General features: G+C 71.6%; 20 protein-coding genes and 1 pseudogene. 8 read left to right on the top strand and 13 right to left on the bottom strand.

All coding sequences use genetic code 11. From position 1 onward, the window contains the following. Positions 1–108 precede the first annotated feature (108 nt). Positions 109–477 carry a GntR family transcriptional regulator gene (locus ABTX60_RS38175; RefSeq protein WP_352101524.1) on the bottom strand — a complete coding sequence of 123 codons (369 nt, stop codon included), beginning with the start codon at positions 475–477 and terminating at the stop codon, positions 109–111. A gap of 70 nt (positions 478–547) precedes the next feature. Between ABTX60_RS38175 and ABTX60_RS38170 the strand changes: the two genes are divergently transcribed. Beyond that, positions 548–1,477, top strand: a complete 930-nt coding sequence (locus tag ABTX60_RS38170; protein ID WP_352101523.1) for a GNAT family N-acetyltransferase — start codon at positions 548–550, stop codon at positions 1,475–1,477. Continuing rightward, positions 1,458–1,979: a ribonuclease FAU-1 family protein gene (locus tag ABTX60_RS38165; RefSeq protein WP_352101522.1), complete on the top strand. Its 522-nt coding sequence runs from the start codon at positions 1,458–1,460 to the stop codon at positions 1,977–1,979. Before ABTX60_RS38170 ends, ABTX60_RS38165 begins: the two co-directional genes overlap by 20 nt. Here ABTX60_RS38165 and ABTX60_RS38160 read toward each other — a convergent pair. After that, complete coding sequence (locus ABTX60_RS38160; protein WP_352101521.1) at positions 1,938–2,570, bottom strand: class I SAM-dependent methyltransferase; 633 nt, start codon at positions 2,568–2,570, stop codon at positions 1,938–1,940. The genes ABTX60_RS38165 and ABTX60_RS38160 overlap by 42 nt on opposite strands. A gap of 138 nt (positions 2,571–2,708) precedes the next feature. On the opposite strand from ABTX60_RS38160, the gene ABTX60_RS38155 reads away from it, so the two are divergent. Beyond that, positions 2,709–2,843, top strand: a complete 135-nt coding sequence (locus ABTX60_RS38155) for a hypothetical protein (RefSeq protein WP_104778565.1) — start codon at positions 2,709–2,711, stop codon at positions 2,841–2,843. 30 nt (positions 2,844–2,873) lie between these two features. Here the strand turns inward: ABTX60_RS38155 and ABTX60_RS38150 are convergent, their stop codons facing one another. After that, a complete protein-coding gene (locus ABTX60_RS38150) occupies positions 2,874–3,323 on the bottom strand; it encodes a GNAT family N-acetyltransferase (RefSeq protein WP_352101520.1) in 450 nt (149 codons plus the stop codon). A gap of 182 nt (positions 3,324–3,505) precedes the next feature. Between ABTX60_RS38150 and ABTX60_RS38145 the strand changes: the two genes are divergently transcribed. Further along, entirely contained in the window at positions 3,506–4,507 is a 1,002-nt protein-coding gene (locus ABTX60_RS38145) for a lytic polysaccharide monooxygenase auxiliary activity family 9 protein (protein ID WP_352101519.1), read from the top strand. Positions 4,508–4,615: 108 nt separating this feature from the next. Here ABTX60_RS38145 and ABTX60_RS38140 read toward each other — a convergent pair whose 3' ends face one another. Together ABTX60_RS38140 and ABTX60_RS38135 are read right to left on the bottom strand one after the other, a co-directional pair. After that, positions 4,616–5,476, bottom strand: coding sequence for an esterase/lipase family protein (locus ABTX60_RS38140; RefSeq protein WP_352101518.1), 861 nt, complete (start codon positions 5,474–5,476; stop codon positions 4,616–4,618). Positions 5,477–5,647: 171 nt separating this feature from the next. Then, on the bottom strand, positions 5,648–6,094 hold the full coding sequence (locus ABTX60_RS38135) for a MarR family winged helix-turn-helix transcriptional regulator (protein WP_352101517.1): 447 nt from the start codon (positions 6,092–6,094) through the stop codon (positions 5,648–5,650). A 79-nt stretch (positions 6,095–6,173) separates the two neighbouring features. Between ABTX60_RS38135 and ABTX60_RS38130 the strand changes: the two genes are divergently transcribed. After that, the gene (locus tag ABTX60_RS38130) at positions 6,174–6,548 is read left to right on the top strand and encodes a cupin domain-containing protein (RefSeq protein ID WP_352101516.1); all 375 of its coding nucleotides are present in this window, start codon (positions 6,174–6,176) and stop codon (positions 6,546–6,548) included. Positions 6,549–6,601: 53 nt separating this feature from the next. Here ABTX60_RS38130 and ABTX60_RS38125 read toward each other — a convergent pair whose 3' ends face one another. After that, a complete protein-coding gene (locus ABTX60_RS38125; protein WP_352101515.1) occupies positions 6,602–7,600 on the bottom strand; it encodes a DNA polymerase Y family protein in 999 nt (332 codons plus the stop codon). Continuing rightward, positions 7,597–11,097: a DNA polymerase III subunit alpha gene (locus tag ABTX60_RS38120; protein WP_352101514.1), complete on the bottom strand. Its 3,501-nt coding sequence runs from the start codon at positions 11,095–11,097 to the stop codon at positions 7,597–7,599. Before ABTX60_RS38120 ends, ABTX60_RS38125 begins: the two co-directional genes overlap by 4 nt. 154 nt (positions 11,098–11,251) lie before the next feature. On the opposite strand from ABTX60_RS38120, the gene ABTX60_RS38115 reads away from it, so the two are divergent. Next, positions 11,252–12,271, top strand: coding sequence for a DUF3533 domain-containing protein (locus tag ABTX60_RS38115; RefSeq protein WP_352101513.1), 1,020 nt, complete (start codon positions 11,252–11,254; stop codon positions 12,269–12,271). A 304-nt stretch (positions 12,272–12,575) separates the two neighbouring features. On the opposite strand, the gene ABTX60_RS38110 is transcribed toward ABTX60_RS38115, so the two are convergent. From ABTX60_RS38110 to ABTX60_RS38095, 4 genes and pseudogenes are all read right to left on the bottom strand, one after another. Beyond that, complete coding sequence (locus ABTX60_RS38110) at positions 12,576–13,658, bottom strand: S1 family peptidase (protein ID WP_352101512.1); 1,083 nt, start codon at positions 13,656–13,658, stop codon at positions 12,576–12,578. Between the two features lie 441 nt (positions 13,659–14,099). After that, complete coding sequence (locus ABTX60_RS38105; protein WP_352101511.1) at positions 14,100–15,005, bottom strand: S1 family peptidase; 906 nt, start codon at positions 15,003–15,005, stop codon at positions 14,100–14,102. A gap of 227 nt (positions 15,006–15,232) precedes the next feature. Continuing rightward, positions 15,233–16,040, bottom strand: a pseudogene (locus ABTX60_RS38100) (DUF1684 domain-containing protein). A gap of 26 nt (positions 16,041–16,066) precedes the next feature. Beyond that, complete coding sequence (locus ABTX60_RS38095; RefSeq protein ID WP_352101510.1) at positions 16,067–17,320, bottom strand: DUF5685 family protein; 1,254 nt, start codon at positions 17,318–17,320, stop codon at positions 16,067–16,069. 290 nt (positions 17,321–17,610) lie between these two features. On the opposite strand from ABTX60_RS38095, the gene ABTX60_RS38090 reads away from it, so the two are divergent. Continuing rightward, on the top strand, positions 17,611–18,051 hold the full coding sequence (locus tag ABTX60_RS38090) for a cell division protein SepF (protein WP_352101509.1): 441 nt from the start codon (positions 17,611–17,613) through the stop codon (positions 18,049–18,051). 49 nt (positions 18,052–18,100) lie between these two features. Here the strand turns inward: ABTX60_RS38090 and ABTX60_RS38085 are convergent, their stop codons facing one another. Next, positions 18,101–19,291, bottom strand: coding sequence for an acyl-CoA dehydrogenase family protein (locus ABTX60_RS38085; RefSeq protein WP_352101508.1), 1,191 nt, complete (start codon positions 19,289–19,291; stop codon positions 18,101–18,103). 200 nt (positions 19,292–19,491) lie between these two features. Beyond that, positions 19,492–21,093: an MFS transporter gene (locus ABTX60_RS38080; RefSeq protein WP_352101507.1), complete on the bottom strand. Its 1,602-nt coding sequence runs from the start codon at positions 21,091–21,093 to the stop codon at positions 19,492–19,494. A 263-nt stretch (positions 21,094–21,356) separates the two neighbouring features. Here ABTX60_RS38080 and ABTX60_RS38075 point away from each other — a divergent pair, with 263 nt between their 5' ends. Beyond that, positions 21,357–22,544 (top strand): mannosyltransferase family protein, encoded by a 1,188-nt coding sequence (locus tag ABTX60_RS38075; RefSeq protein ID WP_352101506.1) that lies wholly within the window; start codon positions 21,357–21,359, stop codon positions 22,542–22,544. Positions 22,545–22,601: the final 57 nt, after the last annotated feature.

Raw genomic sequence — 22,601 nt, 5'->3', positions numbered from 1 at the left:
GACCCAAGTACATCCAGTACGAGGGACTCCGCCCGGCACGCCGAGAGCACGCACCAGACGCCGCGGGGCCCGCCCTCCGGGCGGACGACGGGACTCTGCGGACACGACCTAGTCCCCGTGAGCCGCCCGCAGGGCGTCCCGGACCGCGGCGAGCGCGACGTCCTCGCCCAGTCCGAGCCGCCTGGCCCGCTCCGCATAGGCCTGTGCGGCCGAGGCCAGCTCACGGTCCGCCGCCGATCCGGCGGCGGCCACGAACGTGCCGTTGCGGCCCCGCGTCTCGATCACCCCGTCCGCCTCCAGCGCCCGGTACGCCTTGGCGACCGTGTTCGCGGCGAGGCCCAGCGACTCGGCCAGCCCCCGCACGGTCGGCAGCCGGTAGCCCACGGGCAGCGCACCGGACCGCGCCTGCTCGGAGATCCGCGCCCGCACCTGCTCGTAGGGCGGGGCGCTGTCGTCGATGTCGATCTGCAAGGTCACAGGCCGATTGTCGCGCACCCGGTGGAAAATGAGAGGCACCCCGGAAGGCTCCACACGTAGCGTGCGCCCAATGACTGTGATCGTGCGCGACCTGCGGCCCGAAGTCCGAGCCGATGCCGAGGGGTTCTCCGACACCCGCCGCCTCGCCCTTCCGTACATGTTGTCCACCCCCGAGTCGGTGGTGCACACCCTGACGCACGTCCACCCGGACGCCCATTTCGGGCAGCTCATCGCCGAGGAGGACGGCGAGATCATCGGCACGGCCCAGGTCAGCGTCGCCCACGCCAGCCCGGAGCCCGGCCAGGGCTCGGCCAACATCTATGTACGCCCCGACCGCAGGAACCGCGGCGCCGGTTCGCTGCTGCTGCGGACGGCGGAGGAGCGCCTGGGTCGCCTGGGCGTCACGAAACTGTTCGCCTGGGTCCTGGACGAGCCGGACAACCGCGCGTTCGCCGAGCGGCACGGTTACCGGGCCAGCCGCTCCGCCTACTTCCTGCGCCTGGATCTGGCGGGCGGCACGCTCCCGCCCCGGCAGGAGCCCCCGTCCGGCGTCGAGCTGCGCACGGCCGCCGATTTCGCGGACGACCCGCGCCCCATGTTCGAACTGGACGCGGTGACGTCGTCCGACGAACCGAGCGACATCGACGTGGAGTTCACGGACTACGAGGCCTGGCTCGAGGAATACTGGAAGCATCCGCTGCTGAACCGCGACCTGACCACCGTCGCGCTCGTCGACGGCCGTCCCGCCGCCTTCAGCGTGGCCTACACGGACGGCGACTCCCGCTACGCCACCGCCATGACCGGCACCGCCCGGGAGTTCCGCGGCCGGGGCCTGGCCAAGCTCGCCAAGAACGACTCGCTGCACCGCGCCCGCGCGGCGGGGTGCACGGAGGCGTTCACCGGCAACGACACGGGGAACGAGCCGATGATCGCCATCAACACATGGTTCGGCTATGAAATCTGCGCGAAGGAAGTGCGTCATGTCCGCGAACTCGGCTGACCGGAACCCGCAGCCGTCCGACAGGAACCCGCAGCTGGAGGTCGTCCTCGTCAAGGCGGGCCGTACGAAGATCCGTTACAGCGGCGAGCTGCTGGCGGACGACGGCACGCGCGTGGCGGTCCGCGCCGCGTGGGCGGGCTCCGGCGTCCGCGACTTCGGGTTCGTCCGCTTCGAGCCCGGCGACGTCTTCACGGAGTACTACTGGCGCGACCGGTGGTACGCGGTGAAGGAGGTCCGCTCCGCCACGGGCGAGCTGAAGGGCTGGTACTGCGATGTCACCCGCCCCGCCCGGCGCTCCGGCCCGGAGCTGGTCGTGGAGGATCTCGACCTGGATCTGTGGCGCTCCGCGGACGGCACGGACGTACGGCGCCTGGACGAGGACGAGTTCGCCGAGAGCGGCCTCGGCGCGTCGGACCCGGAGGCGGCGTCCGCAGCGCTGGCCGCGCTCGACGAGCTGGAGTCACTGGCCCGCGGCGGCGGCTTCGCGGCGCTCCTGGCCTGAGTCGCCGGTCACCGCGACCACCGCGTACCGCTCGTCCGTCACCGGCCCGCCCCACAGCAGGGGATCGTCCGAGAGCCGCTGCACGCGCACCCGACCGGCGATCGGGGCGAGCAGGCCGGTGAGCCGCTCGGCGGGTATGCCGACCGGCTCGATGCTCCCCCACACGCCCTCGACCAGCACCAGCCGCCCGCCCGGCCGCAGCAGCCCGCGCCAGTGCCCGAGGGCGCGGGCCGGGTCGGACAGGGCCCACAGGACGTGCCGGACGAGCACGACGTCGAAGCGCTGCTCCCCCACCGGCGGTGCCGCCGCGTCACCGACGAGGAACACGGCGTCGCGCCCGGCGAGCTTTTCCCGGGCGAGCGCCACCATCGCCGGGGAGAGGTCGACGCCCGTCACCCGATGTCCCTGTTCGGAGGCGATGAGTGACAGGCTGCCGGTGCCGCAGCCGAGGTCGAGTACGTCGCCGGAGCGCCCCGGCAGCCAGTCGCGCAGCCGCCCGGTCCAGGCACGGCGCACTTCGAGGTCGCGCAGGCCGTGGTCCGGCTCCTCGTCGAAGGAGGCGGCCTCGGCGTCCCAGTCCACGTTCGTCATGGGCCCAGAGTGACACCCGCCACTGACAATCGAATCGTGACTGCCGCCACTGACAGAACAGGAGCGATGAGTAACCCTCCCCCGAAAGGTCTACCTCCGTGAGAACGCGGAACCCGGTAGACCCGTAAGGAGGCAGCCATGCGCCGTGTGACCGTGCAGAAGCCCCTGAAGAAGTCGGACGTCCGCCGGGTCCGCGAGGAGGCCGACGAGCGTCCCGCCGGGCGCCCGGAGGTCCGCAAGGACATCGCACGCACCTGGTGGCCGGACGCCTGAGCGGCTGGTGCCGGTCATGAGACGCAAGGCTCAGCGCAGCCGCTTGCGGTAGTGGACGCGGTCGTAGGGACCCTCCACGCGGCGCTCCACGAGTTCGTAGCCGTACTTCGGATAGATCCGCTGGTTCTCCCACATCAGCGCGTTCGTGTAGAGCCTGACCTCGGGCAGGCCGAGGGAACGCGCGTGTGCGTCCACGAACCGGAGGAGCCGCCGCCCCACCCCCGTGCCGTGCGCGGCGGGGTGGACGGCGATGGTGTCGAGGAAGAGGTGGTCGCCGAACGCCTCGACCACGACGAGCCCGGTGACGGGATCGCCCGTCACGAACACCTTCCCCGCGGCCACGTTCGCCGCGTGGTCCTCCTCCATGGGCTGGGGCACCAGCCCGATGCGCTCGATGTAGGGGCGGAAGGCCGCGTCGACCACGTCCGCGACGACCGCCACGTCGGCGGGCCGGGCCGGTCGGATCTCCTCGTCTGCCATGCCGCGACGGTACCTACCTGATGCCAGTCCGAACACTCCCTTAAGCGGGCCATAAGGATCTCCTCCACCCGCCCTCAGCAGGCGATTTCACGGTTTTCAGAGGCTAGCTTCGGAGCACCCCACGGGATTCCGGCCCACGTCGGCCCGGACCTGCCCCATGCACCGTTTCGAGGAGTTCCCGCATGCCCGCACGCCGCAAGGTCGCCTCCGTCGCCGCCCTCGGCGGTCTCCCGCTCGCCCTGACCGCGCTGACCGCCGTGCCGGCCGCCGCGCACGGTTCGATGGGCGACCCGGTCAGCCGGGTCTCGCAGTGCTACGCCGAGGGTCCCGAGAGCCCGAAGTCGGCCGCGTGCAAGGCGGCGGTCGCGGCCGGCGGCACCCAGGCCCTCTACGACTGGAACGGCATCCGCATCGGCGACGCGGGCGGCCGGCACCAGCGGCTCATACCGGACGGCAAGCTCTGCAGCGCGAACAACGCGGAGTTCAAGGGGCTCGACCTCCCCCGCGCCGACTGGCCCGCGACCGCCGTCCGCAGTGGCTCGCACACCTTCAAGTACCGCGTGACGGCCCCGCACAAGGGCACGTTCAAGGTGTACCTCACCAAGCCCGGCTACGACCCGGCCAAGCCGCTCGCCTGGAAGGACCTGGATCTCGCGCACCCGGTCGCGACGTCCACCGACCCGGCCGCCGACGGCGGTTTCTACACCTTCCCCGGCAAGCTGCCCCAGCGCTCCGGCAAGCACGTGCTGTACGCGGTCTGGCAGCGGTCGGACAGCCCGGAGGCGTTCTACTCCTGCTCGGACGTCAGCTTCGGCGGCGGTGCCGGCGCGGCGGGCGGCGCTGCTCCGGCCCCGTCCGCCTCCGCTCCCAGCGAGAAGCAGATCAAGGACGGCAACGGCAAGTCGACCATCGAGCACCACGGGCACGGCGACGACGACCCCAGCACTTCGGCGGCGCCGGCCGCGGCCCCGAAGAAGAGCACGCCGGACCGCCCGAAGTCGGCGTCGCCCGCACCCAACCGCCCGAAGGCGGCCGGTGCCACGGAGAACCTCGCCGAGACCGGCGGCGACAGCACCACCCCGTACGTCGCGATCGGCGGTGCGGCGGCGCTGGCCCTGGGCGTTTCGGCGCTGCTCCTCTCGACCCGGCGCCGGGCGGTGAGCGGCGGCCGGCACGACCGCTGACCCCGCCCGCCCCACGACTCGGGGCCTGTCCGGCGGCTCAGGCCGGACAGGCCCCGAAACGTTTCTCTGACACGTGTCAACAGACGACGTGTCAACCGGTGACACGTGTCATTCGAAGGCCGACGCGCAGGTGGTGGGTGTGGCGCGGCCGGGATCGAGGGCGTTGGCCACCTCGTGGAAGACGACCCGGTCCAGCAGCCCGGCGGCCACGTGCTCGGACAGGTCGACGGGGCACAGGTCCTGGAGCAGGACGTTGCGCACGTCCGGTCCGCTCAGGTACTGGCTGCGCCACGGTGTGACCACCTCGTCGTACCGGGTGGCGATGACCGTGTAGCGCACGCCGGGCACGGTGTCGCCGCCCGCGTTGAGCTTGGCGAGGAAGGCGGAACCGGTGACCTGGTCGGCGAGGGCGGGGGTGTTCTTCGAGAGCAGGTCCGCGGCGCCGGGGAAGTACGGCAGCAGGTGGGTGAAGCCGTTCAGGTCGGTGCCGTGGTTGCTGGGTGCGATGCCGACCAGGGCGTGCACCTCTGCGGCTCCGCCGAGGAACTTGAGGTAGTAGCGGGGCATCATGCCGCCCTGCGAGTGTCCGACGAGGTCGGTCTCGTCGGCTCCGGTCGCCGCGAGAACCTTGCCCACGAAGTCCTTCAGCTGTCCGGCGGACTTCTCGACGGGTCCGAGGCCGTGGAAGAAGGGGACTCCCTCCAACTGGCCGTAGTCGAGGGAGAAGACGCAGTAGCCGCGGACCTTCAGGTAGGGGGCGAGGCCCAGCCAGTTGTCGACGGAGTTCCCGAGGGTGCCGTGGACGAGGACGACGGGGCGGGGGTGGGCGGCGGACGGCTGGCAGGAGTAGTCGTTCCAGCCGGAGCTCGGAGCGCCCGCGGCCTGGGCCGTGGTGGCGGGAACGGTGACGGCCGCGGCCGTCAGCAGCAGCGCGGCCAGAGGTCTGAGCGCTCGTTTCCAGGGCAGCATCGGGTGATCTCCTTGCGGCTCAGGGGAGGTGCGACGGCACGGGGCCCTGTGATCCGGATCACGAGGATGCTGTTCACTCGTCAAGTTACGGGCGAGTAGCCAAACTGGGAAGTTACGCGTCAGTAAAAACTCGCCGCGCAGCCGGCGCCGCGAACTCCGGCCGCCACCCCGTCACCAGGTGGGCCGAATGGGCCCGTGCGGAGCGATCCGCAGCAACTGCTCGCGCAGCGAACGCACTTCACTCTCCCCCAGCAGGTCCCCCCATTCCCGCACCGCTTCCGCGGCCGCTTCTTCGGCCGCCCGCGTGCAGTCCCAGCCCCGCCCGGTCAGCACGACCAGTCGTGCCCGCGCGTCCCCGGGGTGCGGCCGCCGCTCGGCGTACCCCTTGCGCACCAGCTCGTCGACGAGCTGACTGGCGGCCTGCTTGGTCACCCCGAGATGGACGGCGAGGTCGGTGACCGTCGCACCGTCCGGGGCGAGCCGGGCGAAGGCGAACCCGTGCGCGGGCCGCACCCCTTCGAAACCGCGAGCGATCACGCCCTCGTTGATGCGTTGCGTGAGCCCGCCGGCGACGGCGAGCAGGGCGGCGGACAGTGCCATGGCCTCGGAGTTCTGCACGCATGCATTGAAACACCCTTGACGTGACGGTCAAGTAGCTTGACCATATAGTCAAGCTACTTGACCACTTGGAGGCCTCATGCCCGTCGTCCGATCGTCCGAAGCCGTCATCCACGAGATCCACGGCGCCCGTTTCGTCTCGCACGCCACCCCGGGCAGCGGCAGCAAGGAGCTGTGCGCATGGCGCGGGGAGATCCCGGCGGGCCTCAAGGCGCCCGCGCACACGGTCAGCCGGGAGGAGATCTTCCATCTGCTCGACGGTGAGCTGCTGATCACCCTCGACGGCCGCACCGAGCGGATCACGGCGGGCGACACGGTGATCGTCAATCCCGGCGCCACCCTGACCGTCGAGAACCCGACCGACCGGACCGCGTACTCCTGGGTCACCACCTCGATCGGCCTGGAGGCACGGCTGGCCGACGGCACCCGCATCGTGCCGCCGTGGGCCAACTGACGTCCTGGGGAAGGCCGACGCCATACGGACAGCCCGACGTCATACGGCAGGGTCTACGCCGCCCGTCCCCCGCGGGGGCCGCCCCCTAGTCCCCCGGGCATCACCGCCCTCGGCCCGAACTTCGCCCGTGCCCGGTCCGCGACCTCCTCGATACGGCGGACCTTCTCGTCCACCGGATCGAAGGTCAGCTGGTGGGAGGCCCGGTCGGCGGGGTCGAGCCCCTCGGCGCGCAGGGCGATCGCCCGCACCCGGGCCCGCTGCAGCCCGAGTGCCTCGTACATGCCGTAGGCGGCCCTGGTCAGTGCCGGGGAGTGCGCGGTCGGTTCGCTCAGGGTGCGGCTGCGCGTGGTGGCGGACCGGTCGGCGTAGCGCACGGTGAGGGTGAGCGTGCGGCAGACCTTCTCCAGGGCCCGCAGCCGGGCACCGATCTCCTCGGCGGCCGACAGCAGCGCCCTGCGGTGCCGGTCCGGGTCCAGTTCGTCGCGTCCGAAGGGGCGTTCCGTCGCCAGGGACCGGGAGACGGCGTTCGGTACGACCCGGCCGCGGTCGATGCCGTTGGCCTCCTCCCGCAGCTCGCGGCCGGCCTTCGCGCCGATCAGCCGCTGCAGCGTGGACAGCGGTGCGGCGGCGACCCGGCCGAGGGTGTCGAGCCCGTAGTCGCCCAGGGTGCGGGCGGTCGCGGCGCCCACACCGGGCAGCGCGGCGACGGGCTTGTCCGCGAGGAACTCCGCGACGGCGTCCGGCTCGTCGGGCACCGCACACGTCACCCCGGGCACGGCCTCACGCAGCGCCATCCGGGCCAGCATCGGCCCGGGTCCGGCACCGATCACGCAGTCGACGCCGTGGAGGGCCAGCGATCGCACCCGGATCACCGAGGCCAGTTCGACGGCGTCCCGCCCGAAGTACCGCTCGGCGCCGCGCAGGTCGGCCAGCGCCCCGTCCGGTGGCAGAGCCTGGACGACGGGGGTGAACTCCTCGAGCATCCCGAGCAGATGGGGCAGATCCGCCTCGTCGGCCGAAGGCAGCTGGAAACGTACGCAGAGGATGGTCATCCCGCACTCCCCGGGCTCTTGTGCCACAACTTCCTCGTGTTCGCGGGCTCTTCGCCCGCCGGACGCAGATCGGCCCAGGGGTGCATCTCGTACCCCGTGGACATGCGGATCTTCCGCTGCTCCATCGGATCCCCGGCCGCGGAACCGGTGGGCGCGGGCACACCGTCCGACCCGGCGAGCCGCCGCCGCGCGGCCCCCTCACCGTCGCCGCCGGAACCCTCCTCGCCGGGACCGGGGCCGGGACCGGCCAGCCGGGCCGCGACCCCCTCCAGCCCCTCCTCCCGGCGCACTTCCAGCAGGTCCGCGAGGTTCCAGGCGGCGGCTCCCACCACGCTGAGGCTGCGCGGGCCGCGGCGCTGCACCACCCCGCGCACCAGCAGCAGCCAGGAGTGGAAGACGGTGTGGGCGCAGGCGTCGTGGGAGTCGTCGAAGAAGGCGAGGTCCACCAGGCCCGTGCCGTCGTCCAGGGTGGAGAAGATGACGCGCTTGCCGGACCGGATCGGCGGCGTCTGGGTGGCCGCCTTGGCGCCCGCGACCAGCACCGTCTCCCCGTGCCGGGCCTCGCGCAGCCGCCGCGCCGACACCACGCCGAGCTCGTCGAGGAACTGCCGGTGATCGTCCATCAGGTTGCGCGAGGCATCCATGGACAGCACGCCCAGTTCGGCGCTGAGCCGCTCCGAGGAGGTGAGGTCGGGCAGCCCGGCCGGTGCGGTCTTCCGCCCTCCGGCCAACGGCAGCTGGCCACCGCCCCCGCCGCGGGCACCCCGGTGCAGCTCGGTCAGATGCAGTTGCAGATCCCGGCGGTTGGCGCCGAACGCGTCCAGCGCTCCCACCTGGGCGAGCCGCTGGGCCACCGGACGGCTGGGCCGGCCCCGTTCCCAGAAGTCGACCAGTGAGGCGTACGGCTGGCCCTCGGCGATCCGCGCCGCCTCGGTCTCGCTGATGCCGTACACATCGGAGAGAGCCAACCGCAGCCCCCACTTACCGGACACCAGTTCGATACGGTGTGCGACCCCCGACGCGTTCACGTCCAACGGCAGTACGGGCACCCCACGCCGCCGCGCGTCCGCCAGCAGCAGCCGCTTGGGATACATCCCGGGGTCGTGCGTGAGCAGCCCGGCGTAAAAGGCGGCCGGATGATGCGTTTTCAGCCACGCCGACTGGTAGGTCGGCACGGCGAAGGCGACCGCGTGCGCCTTGCAGAAGCCGTAGGACCCGAAGGCCTCGACGATCCCCCAGGTCCGCTGGATCGTTTCCGCGTCATAGCCGTTCGCCGCCGCGTGCTGGGCGAACCACACCTTGATCCGCGCCTGTGACTCCGGGTCCGACAGCCCGCGCCGCACCCGGTCCGCCTCGCCGCGCCCGCAGCCGGTCATGATGTCGACGATGTCGATGATCTGCTCGTGGAAGACGACGACCCCGTAGGTCTCCTTCAGCGGCCCCTCCAGATCCGGGTGCGGATACCGGATCGGCGCCCGCCCGTGCCGCGCCTCGATGAACGGCCGCACCATGTCGGCGGCGACCGGCCCGGGCCGGAACAGCGAGATGTCGACGACGAGATCGTGGAAGCCGGCCGGCTGGAGCCGCCCGACCAGGTCCCGCTGCCCGGGCGACTCGATCTGGAAGCACCCGAGCGTCTCGGTGGACTGGATCAACCGGTACGTCTCCGGATCCCCCGGCGCCAGCCCGTCCAGGTCGACCCGGACGCCCGACACCCGCCGCACTTCCTCCACCGCGTGCGCCATGGCCGACTGCATCCGCACGCCCAGCACGTCCAGTTTGAGCAGCCCGAGGTCCTCCACGTCGTCCTTGTCGAACTGCGACATCGGGAAGCCCTCGCCGCTGGTCGGCATGACCGGCGTACGCGCGAGCAGGGAGGCGTCGGACAGCAGCACCCCGCACGGGTGCATGGCCACCCCCCGCGGCAGGGCGTCCAGCGCCTCGACCAGCTCCCACAGCCTCCCGTACTTCTCCTTCTCCCCCGCCAGGGCCCGCAGCTCGGGCAGTTCCTCCAGCGCGGCGCGGGCGTCCCGCGCCCGGATGTGAGGAAAGGACTTGGCGACCCGGTCGATCTCGGCCGGGTCCATGGACAGGGCGGCCCCCACATCACGGATGGCGTGCCGCACGCGATAGGTCTCCGGCATCGCGACGGTCGCGACCCGCTCGGTGCCGAACCGGTCGATGATCGCGCGGTAGACCTCCAGCCGGCGCGCGGACTCCACGTCGATGTCGATGTCGGGCAGCACGACCCGCTCCTTCGACAGGAACCGCTCCATCAGCAGCCGGTGCTCGATCGGATCGGCGTGCGCGATACCGAGCAGGTGATTGACGAGCGACCCGGCCCCGGACCCCCGGGCGGCGACCCGGACGCCCATCTTCCGCACGTCGTCCACGACCTGGGCGACGGTCAGGAAGTAGGAGGCGAATCCGTGGTGGGCGATGATGTCCAGCTCGTGGTGCATCCGCTCCCAGTACTCCCGCCGCCGGTCGTATCCGCGCAGCACCATTCCGGCCGTCGCCCGCGAGGCCAGCGTCCGCTGGGCGGTACGGCGCCCGGCGCCGACCAGTTGCGGCTCGGGAAAGTGGACGGTACCGATCCCGAGATCGTCCTCGGGGTCGACCAGGCACTCGGCGGCCGTGGCCTGCGTCTGCTCCACCAGCCGGTGAGCGGTCTCCCGCCGGAACCCCGCGGCCTCCACGATCCGCTCCGCCACCCCGGCCATGTCCCCGGCGCCCTTGAGCCAGGCCTCGCCGGAGTCCAGCCCCTTGGACGGATCGACGGGCACCAGCCGCCGGGCGGCGTCCAGCACGTCGGCGACCGGCCCGAGACCCGGGTCGGCGTACCGTACGGCGTTGGTGAGGACGGGCCGGATCCGCTGCTCGGCGGCGAACCCGACGGTACGGGCGGCCAGCCGCAGCGAGCCGGGGCCCGTACCCGTCCGGCCGTGCCAGACGGCCTCCAGCCGCAGGTCGTCGCCGTAGACGTCCCGCCAGGGCGCGAGCAGCCGCGCCGCACGGTCGGGCCGCCCCGCGGCCAGGGCACGCCCGACGTCCGACGCGGGCCCGAGCAGCACGGTCACACCCCGGGCGTGATTGCGCTCCCAGGGCAGCAGGGGCGTCCCCTCCCCCTCATGGGCGGCCGAGACGAGCCGGCACAGGTCCGCCCACCCCCGGGCACCGTCCCGGGCGAGAAAGGCCACACGGGGAGCCGACTCATCGACAAAGGCACCGCCCCGCACCGGGATCCGGCGCCGCCCCCGCCGCTCGGCCCCGGGCTCCGCACCCCCCACCGCCAGATCGACCCCGAACAGCGGCCGGACCCCCGCCTTCCCGCAGGCCTTCGAGAACCGGACGGCGCCGGCGAGCGTGTCGCGATCGGTCAGCGCCAGGGCATCCATGCCCCGCTCGGAGGCACGCTCGGCCATCCGCTCCGGGTGCGAGGCTCCATAACGCAACGAGAATCCGGAGACGGTGTGCAGATGCGTGAACCCCGGCACACGCACCTCCCGCACTCGTGAGCCACACCGGCTCTCGAACATCTGTTCCCAACTGCCTCACCCCCACCATACCCCCATCCTCGAATGTATGTACGACATCCGTTCGGCCCCGCCCCACCTGCGGAAACACCCCAAATCACCCGACCGTGGGGGCATGCCGCACAGCTCGTTCCCCGCCGAGGTGAGAGACGCCGTCACGCCGCGGGCCACCCTGCTCATCGTCGGCGTGATCGTGCTCCAGCTGCTGTTCATCGCCTCGTACGTGGGAGCACTGCACGACCCGAAGCCCAAGGACGTGCCCTTCGGCGTGGTCGCCCCACAGGCCGCGGCCGGTCAGGCGGTCGGCCGACTGGAACAACTCCCCGGCTCCCCCCTGGACCCCCGCGCACTGCCGAACGCGGCAGCGGCCCGGAGCCGGCTCACCCACCGCGACATCGACGCGGCCCTGATCATCGACCCCCGGGGCAGCACCGACACCCTCCTGGTCGCCTCCGGAGGCGGCAGGGTCCTCTCCACCACGCTGACGGCCCTCGTCACCACCCTGGAGAAGTCCGAGCGGCGCGCCATCCGGACGATCGACGTGATCCCGTCCGCACCCCACGACCCCAACGGACTCTCGTCCTTCTACCTGGTGATCGGCTGGTGCGTCGGCGGCTACCTGGGCGCCGCGGCCCTCGCCATCAGCGCCGGGGCGAAACCCTCCAATCCCACCCGGGCCGCGATCCGCCTTGCCGTCATGGCCCTGGTCGCGATCATCGGCGGTCTCGGCGGAGCCCTCATCACCGGCCCGGTCCTGGACGCCCTGCCGGGCAGCACCGCGGCCCTCTGGGGCCTGGGCACCCTGATCATCTTCGCCGTGGGCGCGGCCACCCTCGCCCTCCAGGGCGTCTTCGGCACGATCGGCATCGGCCTGGTCATCCTGCTGGTGGTCATCCTCGGCAACCCCAGCGCGGGCGGAGCCCTGCCCCCGCCCCTCCTCCCACCCTTCTGGAAGGCGATCGGCCCGGCCCTGCCCCCCGGCGCCGGCACCTGGTCGACCCGCTCCATCGCCTACTTCGACAACAACGCGATGACCGGCCCCCTCCTCGTACTGGCGGCATGGGCAGTGGCGGGAGCCGCGATCACCATGGCGGCGGCGATCGTACGTAAGCGCGCAAAGGCGACGGCACCCTGACCACACCCCACCCGCACTCGCCCGCCGACGCAAGGGGCCGAGACGGACTGCGCCACCACAGCCGGCCCGCGGCCGCGTACGGCGAGAAGGGGCCGTGTCGGGGGGTGTCCGCCCGCAGCGGTTGTCGCGTCGACGGACAGTCAGTCGGCGTGCAAGCCCATCGCGACGTTCCGAGGACGGACACCCCCCGGCGCGGCCCCGACCCACCACCCAGCGGCACGCGACGCCGAAACGAAACCCGCACACGACGAAACGCAAAAGCCCCGCCCCTCACACAAGGGGCGGGACCTCACACACTCACATGTCAGCCGATCTGCGTCCCGGTCGCCGACAGCGCCTCGGTCACCGGCTGGAAGAACGTCTCCCCGCCCGATGTGCAGTCACCGCTACCGCCGGACGTGAGCCCGACCGCCTTGTCCCCGGAGAACAGCGACCCGCCACTGTCACCCGGCTCCGCGCACACGTCGGTCTGGATCAGCCCGTTCACGATGTCGCCGTTGCCGTAGTTCACGGTGGCGTCGAGCCCCGTGACCTTGCCGTCGTGCACCTGCGTGGTCGACCCGCTCCGGGTGACCGCCATGCCGACGGTCGCGTCCGCGGCACCCGAGATCTTCTGGGCGGACCCGTTGTACAGGTTCACCTCACTCGGGTGGTCGACCTCGGCTGTGTACTTGACCAGCCCGTAGTCGTTGTCCGGGAAGCTGGAGTCCGCGTTGGTGCCGATCTCCTTGCCGCTGGAGTCCGACCACGTGGAGATGCCCTCGGTGCAGTGACCCGCGGTCAGGAAGAACGGCTCACCGCCCTTGACCACGTTGAAGCCCAGCGAGCAGCGCCCGCTGCCACCGGTGATCGCGTCGCCACCGGCGACGAAGGGCTTGTACTCCCCCTTGGACCGCTTGAGTTCGGCCTTCGCCCCGAGCCCGTCCACGACCTTCGTCAGCGTCGCCCACTCGGCCTTGGAGACCGTGCGGTCGGCGGTCACGACGACCTTGTTCGTCGTCGGGTCGGTCACCCAGGCGGTACCCGGGATCGTCGCGTCCTGCTTCAGCGTGCTGCGGGCGCTCTTGAGTTCGGCGAGGGAGTTCGCCACGACTCTCGCCTTGGCGCCGGCCTTCTCCACGGCCTGCGCGGCGCTCTCGTCGAGCACGTTCACCACGAGGCTCTTGCTCTTGGTGTCGTAGTACGTCCCGGCCGCGTCGCCGCCCAGGTCCTCGGCCAGCGAAGAGGCGAGCTTTCCGGCCGCGGTGACCGACAGGGTCCGGGGTGCGGACGCCTCAGGGGTCTCACTGGCGTTCGCGGTCTGGAACGTCACTCCCGCGGCGACCAGCGCGGCGATGCCCGCACCTGCCACGGCTGCACGCCGCTTGGGTATGCGTCGGTGCTTCAACTTACGTCCTCCTGTGGGGGGTCGGCACGAGAGGTTGTGGGGACCTCACGAGCCGGAAGGCTTCGTTGACGAGCGCCCACTATTCCGAGGACGACGGGGAGCACACAAGAGTGAGTTCGAGACGCGCGTAGACAGCGCTTCGCGCGCCTCCCCATTTTGACCGTCCACGATCAAATCGGACCCAACTCCCGCACGTTCACAGTGCAAACATTACGCGTGAGTAATCTGTGCCCACTCTGTGACGTCTACGCATGGCTGAATTCCGCCTCTCCGACGACCCGTTCGGAAAGCAGCCCGAAGGAACCCGAAGAGTGCCGAAGCCGACTCAAGGGGGCCGAAAGCACCCGAAGGGGCCCTGACGCAGCACGAAGCCCCCGCACGCGATGCGCGCGGGGGCCGTGAGAAGTACTGCGAAGACGTGCCGTCGACTGCCGCCGGGGCCTAGTAGACGCTGACGCCGTAGGCGCTCAGGGCCTCCGTGACGGGCTGGAAGAACGTCGTACCACCGGAGGAGCAGTTGCCGCTGCCGCCCGAGGTCAGGCCGTAGGCCGTGCCGTTGCTGCCGTAGAGCGAACCTCCGGAGTCACCGGGCTCGGCGCAGACGGTGGTCTGGATCAGGCCGGAGACGATGTCACCGCCGCCGTAGTTGACGGTGGCGTTGAGGGCGGTGACACGGCCGCTGTGCGTACCGGTCGTGGAGCCGTCGCGGATGACGGTGGTGCCCACGCTCGGGGTGGCCGCGCGCGTGATGTCCACGCCGTTCGCGGTGCCGGGACGGCTGACGGACCCGCTGTAGCGCACGAGGCCGTAGTCGTTGCCCGGGAAGCTGGAGCCGGCGGTCGAACCGATGACCGTGGTGCGGCCGGAGTTGGAGTACCAGGTGCCCGCGCCGTCGGTGCAGTGACCGGCGGTCAGGAAGTACTCGGTGCCGTTGCTGGCACGGACGTTGAAGCCGAGGGAGCAGCGCCAGCTACTCGCATAGATGGCGTCGCCGCCCTGGATGAGCTTGCTGAACTTGCCCGGGGTGCGCTTGATCGTGAGCGCGTCGGCGTTGCCGCCGGCCTGCTGCTTGATCTTCGCTATCTCGGCCTGCGTGACCGTGCTGTCCACGGTCACGAGCACACGGTCGGTCTTGCTGTCGACGGCCCAGGCGGTGCCCGGGATGTCGGCCTTCAGCAGCGAGGCGCCGGCGCTCTTGAGCTCCGCGGCGCTGAAGGTGGTGGGGGCATCGGAGGCGTTCGCGCTGGGGATCGCGATCGCTGCGGCGGCAACGAGGCCGGTGGAAACGGCGATCAGCCGGGTCCGTCTCGAAATGCCACTGCGAGGGGTGGTGCGCTTGATCCTCACTTTTCGTTCCTCCACAAAGGAAGTAGGGGGCCCTCGTGGGGTTTCGGGCCCGTGAGGCGCAGCCTGGGACCGGCCGTCCGGATTCCGAACACGCCGTGCCCCTGACAAGCGCTGAGGGGGAGTATTCGGCCGAACGGCCGGTCGGCGCAAGAGTGCCTTTCGGACGCGCGCCTTTGATGGATCTTTACGAAGTCGCTCCGCGGCCGCCTTTCACCCCCGGCCGCACCTCACTCCAGCGTGCGCTCCCCCGCCGCGACCTCGATGTCCAGCGTGTTCCCCGGCGGCGGGAAGGGGCAGACGAAGTGCTCGGCGAACGCGCACGGCGGCAGCAGCGCCCGGTTGAAGTCGACGGTGGTACGCCCCTCGGCGTCCGGCGCGGCCGGATACAGGAACCGGAAGCGGTAACTGCCGTTCCCCCTGGTGGCGTCGGCGAACACGGCCCACAGCGAGCCGTCGTCCCGGAGCGTCACCTGGAGGGTCGATTCCCGCCCTTCCAGCGCGAAGGCCAGTTTCCGCCGAGCCCGAGCCCGCGCTCCCGTCCATCGGCGTTCGGCACCCGGACGGTACGGCCGGTGTCGTACGGCGTGAAGCGCCCCGGCGCCGCCCAGCGCGGGTCGTACGGCGTGACGCGCAGACCACCGAACGCCCGGCGCGTGGAGGATTCCGGGTCGAAGTCTCGCACGCCCCACGCCCCCTCGCGCACCAGCACGACCTGGCGCCGCTCGCCGTACGCCACCCTGGCCGCGCTCGCCGGGCCCGGGTCGGCCGCGAGCCGCGCCTCACCGCCGAAGGGCCGCCCGTCCACGGTGAGACCGTCCGACTCGGCGGCGGTCAGCACGACCGCGTCACCGTCGGCCCGCCAGGACCCGGGGATGTCCGGAAGTAGACCGTCCGGATAGTCCTCCAACCTGGGGTGCCCCAGGCTGTTCAGGCACTGGGGGAGGGTGCCGGTGAGCGCGAGCGGCCCTAGGGCGCCGACACCGTCGCGACGCGCTGCTCGTGCCACCGCTGCCAGTCCCCGGCTGCGGTCGTCATGGGGACGACCCTGCCACAGGGGCGGGTCAGCCGTCGCAGGGGCAGCAGCAGTCGCACCCGTCGCAGTCGCAGTCCCGGCAGACACCCTCGCGCTTCTTACGGGACCACGGCCCCTCGTACTCCTTGGCGCAGCACAGCTTGCAGGTGCAGCACAGCAGCCAGAACATCCCGCAGCCGGCCCAGAATCCACGCCGGCGGGGCGGCTGCGGCAGCGGAGCGCCACCGCCGAAACCACCGCCGAAACCACCGCCGAAACCACCGCCGAATCCGTCCCCGCCGTACGCCCCGCCGCCACCGGCGTACGGGTTTCCGCCGCCGCCCGCGGACGGGTGCTGCGGGGAGCCGTAGGGCCCCGGCGGCTGCTGCCCGTGGAGCCCCTGCGGTCCGTTGGGGCCGCCGCCCTGGTGGGAGGCGCACACCGGCACCGTGCCGAACGCCCGGTCCACCGAGCGCCGCAGTTCGTGCACCAGCAGCAGATGCATGAGCCGCGCGTCGGTGAACTCGGCGTCGCGCAGCGCGAGCCGCACGCCGTGCACCGCGTCGTCGGCGAGCCGCCTGGCCTCCGCCAGGGAGGTGCCGGTCGCGGCGATCGGGTTCCAGGCGCCTGACGCGGCATCAGCGTGGCGGTCCTCCACGGCGTCCAGCAGGTGGGCGAGGCGTCCGAAGAGCCGCCCGGCCTCGGAGAGCGGTCCGGCGTTGTACGGCCGGCCGGCGAGGACCGCCGTGTGCGCGAAGGCGGCGGCGGTGGCGGTCTCGGTCGGCTCGGTGACCGTCAGGATCGGCGTCCCGGGCCCGGCCAGCACCTCGATCCCGGCCTGCCGGTCCACCGCGTCGACCAGCAGAGAGGTGTCGAATCCCACAGCGGTGCCGCTGCGGGCACCGGCCGTGTCCCAGCTCCTGGCGACCCGGCGCGCGGCACGGGCCACCGGCCTGCGGGCCAGCAGCCCGTCACCGTCGGTGACGTGATCGCGGACCTTCGCCGAGGCCAGCACCAGGGAGACGGCTGCCGCGAGCCGGGCTCCCTCGCCGTCCGCGACGGAGGCGGTGCGCATGCCGCGCAGGGCGCACGGCCCGGCCGTACGCCGGCCGGCCCCGCCCCCGCCCTCCGTCTGAGCCTCCGTCAGAACCGAGAGAAGCAGCCCGTCATAATTGGTGACTATCCGGGCGAACTGCCCGTGATCACCGCGCAGAGCGAGGCACAGCCCGCACAAATGCGCCATCCACTGGCCGGCGAGCTCGTCTCCGAGCCGGTGTCTGCAAGGCCTGACGATTCCGAACACAACGCTCCCCCGAACTTCGTGATGTCGCTGAGCTGCGGCATCGTACCGGCCCCCGCATTCACCCGTACGCCCCGGCCATCACCCGTACGCCGGGAAGAATCATATTTCACTCACAGTCAGCAGCCGTTTGGGAAACGGCCCTTGGGACACACGGACTCTCGACGGAATCGCTGTGCACCAGTACCGTCACAAACCCCCCGTGCGGCGTCTATCCACTTGGCGCGCCATCCGCATCATGGACGACCATAGGGATGCGGAAAGCAGAAAGACCGCTGTGAGAGGAGGCGTCCATGGGATCGGTACGCAAGGCAAGTGCCTGGCTTGGCCTCGTCGACGACAACGAAGACGAGCGTTACTACGACGACGACGACTACTCCGACGGGAACGAGCCCGGGGAAGCCTGGGTCACCGATCCGCGCGTCAAGGTGGCCTCGGACGTCGCCGAGGAGAAGGGCCGCCGCATCGGCACGGTGACCCCGGACAGCTTCCGGGACGCACGCGCCATCGGCGAGCTGTTCCGCGAGGGTGTGCCGGTCATCATGAACCTCACGGCCATGGAGGCCTCCGACGCCAAGCGTGTGGTCGACTTCGCGGCGGGGCTGATCTTCGGCCTGCGCGGTTCGATCGAGAGAGTCTCGACCCGCGTGTTCCTGCTGACTCCGGCTCACACGGAGATCGTCAATGGCGATCCGGCCGGCCACCGCGCGGACGGCTTCTTCAACCAGAGCTGAGGCAGGGCCGCTCACCGGCCCTGCCCCCGCGCAGGGTTACCGGACCGGCCTACCGGAAGGCATCGAGTCCGGTGAGCGCCTTGCCCAGCACGAGCTGGTGCATCTCGACGGTGCCCTCATAGGTGAGCACCGACTCGAGGTTGGTCGCGTGCCGCATCACGGGATATTCGAGCGAGATCCCGTTGGCGCCGAGAATCGTCCGGGCCGTGCGGCAGATCTCGATCGCCTCCCGGACGTTGTTGAGCTTGCCGAAACTGACCTGCTCGGGACGCAGGCGGCCGGCATCCATACGCCGCCCCAGATGATGGGCGAGCAGAATCCCCTTGTGCAGTTCGACCGCCATGTCGGCGAGTTTGGCCTGGGTGAGCTGGAAGCCGCCGATGGGCCGCCCGAACTGCTCCCGCGACTTCGCGTAGTCGACCGCGGCCTCGAAACTGGCACGGGCCGCGCCCATGGCGCCCCAGACGATTCCGTACCGGGCGTGCGACAGACAGCTGAGGGGCCCGCGCAGGCCGGTGACCTCCGGGAGGACGGCGTCGGCGGGCAACCGCACGTCGTCGAGCACGAGCTCGCTGGTGACCGAGGCCCTCAGGGACCACTTGTGCTTGATCTCGGGAGCGGAGAACCCGCCGCTGTCGGTGGGCACCGCGAACCCGCGGATCCCCTCCTCGGTCTGCGCCCATACGACGGCGACACCCGCGACCGACCCGTTGGTGATCCACATCTTGCGGCCGTTGAGGATCCAGTCGGAGCCGTCGCGTTTGGCGTACGTCCGCATCGCGGCGGGGTCGGAGCCGTGGTCGGGCTCGGTGAGGCCGAAGCAGCCGATGACCTCGCCGGCGGCCATGCGCGGCAGCCACTGCTGCTTCTGTTCCTCGCTGCCGAAGCGGTGGATGGCGTACATGGCGAGGGAGCCCTGCACGGAGACGAGGGAACGGATGCCGGAGTCGGCGGCCTCCAGCTCCAGGCAGGCGAGCCCGTACTGCACGGCGGACGCACCGGCACACCCGTACCCGTCGAGGGACATCCCGAGAGCACCGATATCGCCGAGCTCCCTGGCCAGCTCCCGGATCCCCGGCAGCTCACCCTTCTCGTACCACTCGGCGACATACGGCAGCACCCGGTCCGCGGCCCAGGCCCGCACGGTGTCCCTGATCCCGAGGTCCTCGGGCTCCAGCAGGTCGTCCAGGCCGAGGGGATCGCCGGGATCGAAGGGAGGCAGCTTGGACGAACCGGACATGATCGACACCCTCCGAAGCTCTTTAACTAGCACTGCTAATCAAGACGCTACGACGTCAGCCCACCCACGCACCACCCGTAGCCGCCGACTGAGAGTGGAAGGCGCAGGGAACAGTGCCTGCTCCGACAGTCGGCCGGTTCTCCGGCCGCAGGTCAACGCCGCACCCGAAGCCCGCCCACAGCGAGCCGCCGAAAGGGCCCTCACACCGAGACGCGTGACTCCGCGGCGTCCCTCGGAGCAGGGAGCTCCACCTGCTCCGGCTCGCACTGCATCACCCGCGGCAGCCGCAACGCCATCGCCGCCCCGAGCAGCAACAACCCCGCACTCACCAGCAACGTGACATGCAGCCCGTGCACGAACGCGTCCCGGGCCGCATGCCGCAGAGCGGTACCGGCGGACCCGCCCAGCTGCGCGGCGACCTCGTACGCCTCCCCCAGCGAATGCCCCGCGGACGCGGACGCCGACGCCGGAACCCCGGGCACGCCCGACAGCCCGGGCGCGTACGCCGCGTTCATCACCGTGCCGAGCAGCGCGATCCCGATCCCCGCTCCGAGCTGGTACGACGTCTCCCCGATCGCCGCCGCCCCACCGGCCTGCTCCTGCGGCGCCTCGCTCAGCATCGACTCGTACGCCCCGAACAGCGTCGTCTCCAGCCCGAAGCCGAGCAGCACGAACCCGCTCAGCATCAGCGGCCAGTCGTCCGTCCGCCCCAGCGCCGTCAGCAGCACCACGGCGAACGCCGTGATGCAGAACCCGGCGCACACCATCCGCCTCGGCCCGAACCGCCGCAGCATCCGCGCCCCGGCCAGGCCGGCCGCCATCGCCGCGAACGTCAGCGGCAGCAGCCGCAGCCCGGTCTCCAGCGGCGACAGGCCGAGCACCAGTTGCAGATACTGCGCGGCGATCAGTTCCAGACCCACCAGCGCGAGCATCGCCAGCACGATGCACCCGACGGACGTGCTGAACGCCGGCCGCGCGAACATCGTGAGGTCCACCAGCGGATACCTCCGCCGCCGCTGCCGCCGTACGAAGCCGACCAGCAGCGCGGCCCCCACCACCAGCGGCAGCACGGTGAGCAGGCTGCCCAAAGACCCCCCGCTGCCGAGTCGCTTCACGCCCAGCACGACACCGAACAGTCCGGCCGCCGCCATCAGCGCGCCCACCACGTCCCAAGGGCCCTTGCCATCCCCCTTCGACTCGGGCAGCAGCAGTCGTCCCACCGGGAGGCTGACCAGCATCAGCGGGATGTTGACGAGGAACACCGAGCCCCACCAGAAGTGCTCCAGCAGGAAGCCGCCGAGCAGGGGACCGACCGCCGCGCCCACCGCGGCCACGGCACTCCATATGCCGATCGCGAGCGCCCGCTCCCGCCGGTCCGGGAAGACCTGCCGCAGGATCGACAGGGTGGCGGGCATGATCATCGCGCCGCCCACACCGAGCAGCGCCCGCGCCACGATCAGGATCTGGGCGCTGTCGGCCAGGGCCGCGAGGCCGGAGGCGACGCCGAACAGCGCGTAGCCGAGGAGCAGGACTCTCCGGCGGCCGATGCGGTCGCCCAGCGTGCCGAACAGGATCAGCAGTGAGGCGCAGACCAGCGGGTAGACGTCGACGATCCAGAGCAGCTCCATCCCGCCGGGCTTCAGGTCCTCGGTGACGGCGGGGACCGCCACGTGCAGAACGGTGGCGTCGACGGCGACCAGCAGCAGGCTGACGCAGAGGACGACGAGAACCACCCAGCGGTTGGCTCCGGCCCCGGCCGCCCGACGGCGCAGCGCAGCGGCGGCCGTGGTCGTCCCGGACATGTACGTACCTCCCAGATGTTCCCTCGCGGTCGGCGGGCTCACGGGGTGGGGGACGCCCCCGCGACTCGGCAGGAGAGGAGCGGCGGTCTCCGGCCAGCGCAAACGAAAAGCGAGTGACACGTCAGCGTACGCGAGTCCCCGGCGCAGACCAGTGGCGGACCTCTCACACCTCCGGCGTAAGGATGTGGCGTGCGCCACTTCCTCCCGTGTCGTCGACGCGTCGGCCGTCCGGGTGGTTCCGGCCCGGGTCGATAATCGGGCGGGTGACCGATCTCGAGACGCGCGCGGCCCCGTCCCGCGCCGGGGCCCTGCGCCGGGCGGCCCCGGCGCTCGCCGGGTACGCGGCCGTCCGCGCCCTGGGCCTGCTCGCCCTGTTCCTGTGGAGCGGGGCGCGGGACAAGAGCGCGTACACGCTGCTGACCGCCCGCTGGGACGCGCTCTGGTACGTCAGGGTCGCCGAGCTCGGTTACGGCTACGAGGTGCGGCTGCCGAACGGGGACGTGCACTCGAATCTGGCGTTCTTCCCGCTGCTGCCCTGGCTGGAGCGGCTGGTGGCGGCACTCTCGCCGCTGTCGTACGCGGACGGCGGCTTCCTCGTCAGCCTGCTGGCCTCGCTCGCGGCGGCGTGGGGGATCTTCGCGGTGGCGGACCGTGTGTACGGCCGCCGGGCGGGCGTGTGCGCGGTGCTGCTGTGGGCCGTACTGCCGGTCGGGATCGTGCAGTCGATGGCGTACAGCGAGTCCTTGTTCACGGCGCTCGCGGCCTGGTCGCTGTACGCGGTGTTGACCGGTCGGTGGGTGACGGCGGGCACGCTGGCCCTGCTCGCGGGACTGACCCGCCCGGTGGGCCTGGCCGTGGTGGCGGCGGTGTGGGTGACGGCGGCGGCCGCCTTCGTGCGGGAGGGCAGCACGGCCGGTCCGGACGCCACGGACACCCCGGCCGACCGCGGCACCCGGACCCGGCGCGTCCTCGCCATGCTCCTGGCCCCCCTCGGCACCGCCGGTTACGTGCTCTGGGTCGGGCACCGCACGGGCAGGGGTCCGCTGGGATATCTGGACGTCCAGGCCGGGTGGCGCAACGGCTTCGACGGCGGGTACGCCTTCGCCCGGTTCGTCGCCGAGAAGTTCACGTCGTTCCCGGCGGCCCTGGCCGGCGCGGGACTGATCCTCGGGGTCGCGTCAGTCGTCTGGCTGTATGCGACCGGAGTACGTCAGCGCCAGCCGCTGCCGTTGCTGGTCTACACCGGGATCGTGACCGCGCTCGCCCTGTGCGCGTCGAGCTACTTCGGCTCGAAACCGCGGCTGCTGCTGCCCGCCTTCCCCTTGCTGCTGCCCCTCGCCCTGGCCCTGTCCAGGGCGCGTGTCCGCAGGTCAGCGGCGGTGCTGGGGGTCGTGGCGGTGGCCTCCGCGGTGTACGGGGCGTTCTGGCTGAACGGTTCCGGTCCGCCCTGACCCGCTGTGAGCGCCAGGGGAATTCGGCACCATGTCCCGGTGAACGAATTCAAAAGC

This window comes from Streptomyces sp. NPDC126510, assembly GCF_040302345.1.
Taxonomy (GTDB): Bacteria; Actinomycetota; Actinomycetes; order Streptomycetales; family Streptomycetaceae; genus Streptomyces.
The sequence above is the reverse complement of the archived record's forward strand: the minus strand, read 5'-3'. Positions and strand labels throughout refer to the sequence as shown.

Coding starts and splice junctions, on each gene's coding strand:
- ABTX60_RS38170 (WP_352101523.1), top strand. CDS start 548: ATGACTGTGATCGTGCGCGACCTGCGGCCCGAAGTCCGAGCCGATGCC.
- ABTX60_RS38165 (WP_352101522.1), top strand. CDS start 1,458: ATGTCCGCGAACTCGGCTGACCGGAACCCGCAGCCGTCCGACAGGAAC.
- ABTX60_RS38160 (WP_352101521.1), bottom strand. CDS start 2,570: ATGACGAACGTGGACTGGGACGCCGAGGCCGCCTCCTTCGACGAGGAG.
- ABTX60_RS38155 (WP_104778565.1), top strand. CDS start 2,709: ATGCGCCGTGTGACCGTGCAGAAGCCCCTGAAGAAGTCGGACGTCCGC.
- ABTX60_RS38150 (WP_352101520.1), bottom strand. CDS start 3,323: ATGGCAGACGAGGAGATCCGACCGGCCCGGCCCGCCGACGTGGCGGTC.
- ABTX60_RS38145 (WP_352101519.1), top strand. CDS start 3,506: ATGCCCGCACGCCGCAAGGTCGCCTCCGTCGCCGCCCTCGGCGGTCTC.
- ABTX60_RS38140 (WP_352101518.1), bottom strand. CDS start 5,476: ATGCTGCCCTGGAAACGAGCGCTCAGACCTCTGGCCGCGCTGCTGCTG.
- ABTX60_RS38130 (WP_352101516.1), top strand. CDS start 6,174: ATGCCCGTCGTCCGATCGTCCGAAGCCGTCATCCACGAGATCCACGGC.
- ABTX60_RS38125 (WP_352101515.1), bottom strand. CDS start 7,600: ATGACCATCCTCTGCGTACGTTTCCAGCTGCCTTCGGCCGACGAGGCG.
- ABTX60_RS38115 (WP_352101513.1), top strand. CDS start 11,252: ATGCCGCACAGCTCGTTCCCCGCCGAGGTGAGAGACGCCGTCACGCCG.
- ABTX60_RS38090 (WP_352101509.1), top strand. CDS start 17,611: ATGGGATCGGTACGCAAGGCAAGTGCCTGGCTTGGCCTCGTCGACGAC.
- ABTX60_RS38085 (WP_352101508.1), bottom strand. CDS start 19,291: ATGTCCGGTTCGTCCAAGCTGCCTCCCTTCGATCCCGGCGATCCCCTC.
- ABTX60_RS38080 (WP_352101507.1), bottom strand. CDS start 21,093: ATGTCCGGGACGACCACGGCCGCCGCTGCGCTGCGCCGTCGGGCGGCC.